The organism is Mesorhizobium sp. M7A.F.Ca.CA.004.12.1.1 (assembly GCF_003997835.1).
Lineage (GTDB): Bacteria > Pseudomonadota > Alphaproteobacteria > Rhizobiales > Rhizobiaceae > Mesorhizobium.
Genome location: NZ_RZRK01000677.1, coordinates 1 through 3,369, shown reverse-complemented (window position 1 = coordinate 3,369; position 3,369 = coordinate 1). Strand labels below are relative to the sequence as shown.

The 3,369-nt window shown below is 64.8% G+C and carries 3 protein-coding genes and 1 pseudogene; 2 read left to right on the top strand and 2 right to left on the bottom strand.

All coding sequences use genetic code 11. The annotated features are described in order from the left end of the window. A partial coding sequence (locus EN984_RS27485) for an isochorismatase family cysteine hydrolase (RefSeq protein WP_164765681.1) occupies window positions 1-539 on the bottom strand: 539 nt, incomplete at its 3' end. Beyond that, window positions 536-1,474, bottom strand: coding sequence for a MurR/RpiR family transcriptional regulator (locus tag EN984_RS27480; protein WP_127271273.1), 939 nt, complete (start codon window positions 1,472-1,474; stop codon window positions 536-538). The genes EN984_RS27480 and EN984_RS27485, both read right to left, overlap by 4 nt. A gap of 145 nt (window positions 1,475-1,619) precedes the next feature. Between EN984_RS27480 and EN984_RS27475 the strand changes: the two genes are divergently transcribed. Beyond that, a complete protein-coding gene (locus EN984_RS27475; protein ID WP_127270506.1) occupies window positions 1,620-2,786 on the top strand; it encodes an FAD-binding oxidoreductase in 1,167 nt (388 codons plus the stop codon). Window positions 2,787-2,800: 14 nt separating this feature from the next. Beyond that, window positions 2,801-3,369: pseudogene (locus EN984_RS27470) on the top strand (ABC transporter); the annotation flags it as partial.

The window sequence follows — 3,369 nt, the reverse complement described above, 5'->3', positions numbered from 1 at the left end:
ATGGTGGCGCAGGCATCCGATACGCAGGTGACAAGATAGCCGCGGTCGGCGCCGTCGCGCACCGTCATGTCGACGCATTGATCGGTCAGCACGCCGACCACGACGAGATAGCGGATGCCGAGGTTCTTGAGGAGATAGTCGACATTGGTCGAGTTGAAGATGCCGGACGACGTCTTCGGCAGCATGATCTCGTCGCCGACCGGCGCCAGCGCCGGCACCGGCAGACCCTCCGGGAGGCTGGGCGCGACATGGATCGGCGTCAGCTTGTGGTCGAGCGAGCGGTCACGGCCGTCTTCGGTCAGGCTCTGGATGATGGTGTGCAGCACCTCGACGCCATTGGCCCGCGCAGCGGCCAGCAGGCGCTCCTGGTTGGGGATCGTCTGTGACGATGTCTGCCGGTAGAAATAGTGATCGGGCCCACGCTCCGGATGCGACGGATCTGCGCCCGGCTCCAGCCAGATGCGCTGCATGTCGACGAGCAGCAGGGCCGTTTCGCCGGCACGGAAGGCTTCGTCTCGTTTGGGTAGGGCCTGGGTCATGCTTTGTCGTCCTGCTTTGCTGATTTGGGTCCCGGCGTCTTGCGGGGTCCGGGTATCTTGCGCGCGCCGTTCTCTTGCGGGTCGCTGTCGAGTGTCACGGCATTGGCATGTCGCACCCTTTCGAGCCGCTCAATGCGGGCGCGCGCGTCGTCGCCCAGCGTCGAAACGATATGGGCGACCAGCGCCTCCATCTGGGCGATTGCCGGCGCCAGCGTGTCATAGGGCGAGGCGACTTCGAGCGGGCTGACGATGGTGACTTCGGCGAGGTCTGATATCGGCGACAGCCATTGGTCGGTGAACAGGACGATGCGCACATCGAGCGCCGCCGCTTGGCTCGCATAGGCCATGACGTCGAGCTGGTAGCGGCGGTAGTCGAACACGACGAGCACGTCGCGCCGGTCGAGGTCGGCGAGCGTGTCGAAAGTCTGTGGAGAAAGCACGCCGAGATCGCGAACCCCGGAGCGAAACTGCACGAGATAGCCGGCCAGCATGCCGGCGATGTGACGGCTGAACCGGCCGCCGACCATCACAATCTCGCCCTTGACCTCCATCAGCAGGCGGGCCGCCCGCTCGTATGTCTGGATGGGTGTCGCGGCGGTGGCTTTCTGCAAGGCCGTGGTGACGCTGTCGAGATAGGCCAGCACGGCGCTGTCGTTGGAGCCGCTCTGCCGCTTGGCCTCCATCATCAGCAGCGGCGAGTGCAGTCTTGCCTCGACTTCGGCCAGAAGCTTCGCCTGGAAATCCGGAAACCCTTCATAGCCGAGCTTGACGACCAGTCTCACCACGGTCGGATCGCTGACGCCAGCGCGCCGGGCGAGCGATGAGGCGGTGCCGAGGCCGGAGGTCGGATAGTCCGTCAACAGCAGTCGGACGATCTTCTCTTCCGACGGCGTCAGCGCAAGATCCCCGCGCATCAGAACATCGCGTATCGCCATGGGCCTCCCCGAAATCCGTGTTCTCTTGTTTTGTCGAGTTTATTACAGAGATTTAAATCTTGGTCAACAATGAAGAGATGTTGACATTGCGTGATCGCTGGCCCTACCTTGTCGGAAAGCAGCCAAGAGACTGTGGGGAACAGCCATGCGAAACGGAAGCGACGTCATCGTCGTCGGTGCCGGCATTGTCGGATCGAGCGCCGCCTATCATCTGGCCAAGGCCGGTGTGAAGGTCACATTGGTCGAGCAGACCCATCCCGCCGGCGGCCCGTCGGGCAAATCGTCGGCGCTGCTGCACGCCTTCTACCTGATGCCGGAATTGTCGCAGCTTTCCATACGTGGCCGCGAGATCCTGGTGTCGCTGCCGGAAATCGCGGGCGAAGGCTCTTTCGTCACCGAAATCGGCATGATGTGGGTCTGCGGCAACGACAACAAGGTGAGTTGGACGGCGGCGGCCGAACGCATCCGCGGCGAGGGCGCGCGCATCGAGACATTGTCGCCGCAGGCCTTTGCCGACGCGGCACCCGGCTTTGCCCTGGACAATGTCGCAATGGCGCTGTGGGAGCCGGAATATGGCTACGCCGATGCCTTCGGCGCCACCAACGCCATCGCCCGTGCCGCCCGCGCCAACGGTGCCAGGATCATGCAGAACACGCTGGTCGAGAGCCTTCAACGGCAGGGCGACCGCATCACCGGCGTCACCTTGACCGATGGAACGGTGCTGGAAGCCGGTACCGTCGTCCTGGCCGCCGGGCCGTGGACGCGCCGCCTGCTGGCGACGGTCGGCCTCGATCTGCCGCTGCATGTCGAGCGCCATCCGATGGCCGTCCTCGACGCAGCCGGCAAGGCAAGGCAGGTCATGCCTTTCGCCTGGTGCGACGACATTTCCTGCAACTATGCACGGCCTGACAATGACGGCGTCATCCTGGCCGGCACCTGGGCTGGTGGCGGCACCGGCCTGCGCCACGAACATGCGGGCCGCCCGCGTTTGGTCCAAAATCCTGATGATTACATGGAAGGTGTCGAGGAGCAGGAATCGGTCGAGATTCTGGAGACCTTCGCTGGCAGAGTCCCTGCCATGGCCGAGCTTGGCATCCGGCCCGGCTATGCCGGACTCTACGACATGAGCCCCGACGATCTGCCGGTCATCGGCGCCATGCCTGACGTCGAAGGGCTGGTCGTTTCGGCGGGATCCTCCGGCCACGGCTTCAAGACCGGGCCGGCAGTCGGCGAGGCGGTGGCCAGGCTGGTCACCGAAGGCGCGCAACCGATCCTGGCGCCGTTTTCACCCGATCGCTTCAGGGCCGCGTAATGGCGTCGGTGACGATGAGCGAGAGCAAGCCCAGTGGCTTCATGCCGGCCGCGTTTCGCAACGCCACTGCCGATGCCCTGTGCATGGTCGCGGTGCTGCTGCTGGTGGCGCTTGCCGCCTTCATCTTTGGCAGCGCCGCCATGCAACGTGTGGTCACCTATGCCGCGATCATGCTGACGGCGGTGCTTGGCCTGCAGATATTCTCTGGCAACAGCGGCATCGTCTCGTTCGGTCAGGCCGCCTTTGTCGGCCTTGGCGCCTACGCCACCGGCATCCTCACCATGCCGACCGCCTTGCAACGAACGGCGCTGCGCGACCTGCCGCAATTCCTCGCCGGGTATCAACTCTCCTTCTTCGCGGCGCTGGCCGTCGTCCTTGCGCTCGCGGTCATCGTCGGCCTGTTGACCGGCACGCCGCTGCTCAGGCTTTCCGGATCGAGCGCTTCGATCGCAACGCTTGCCATGCTGATCATCGTCTACACGCTGCTGGTGGCCGGGCGCGAGGTCGGGCTGTGGACGGCTGCCGCTGTCGCTTCGATGGCGCTGGTGGCGGCAAGGCCGAAGGAGGTTTCGCGAAACAGCCT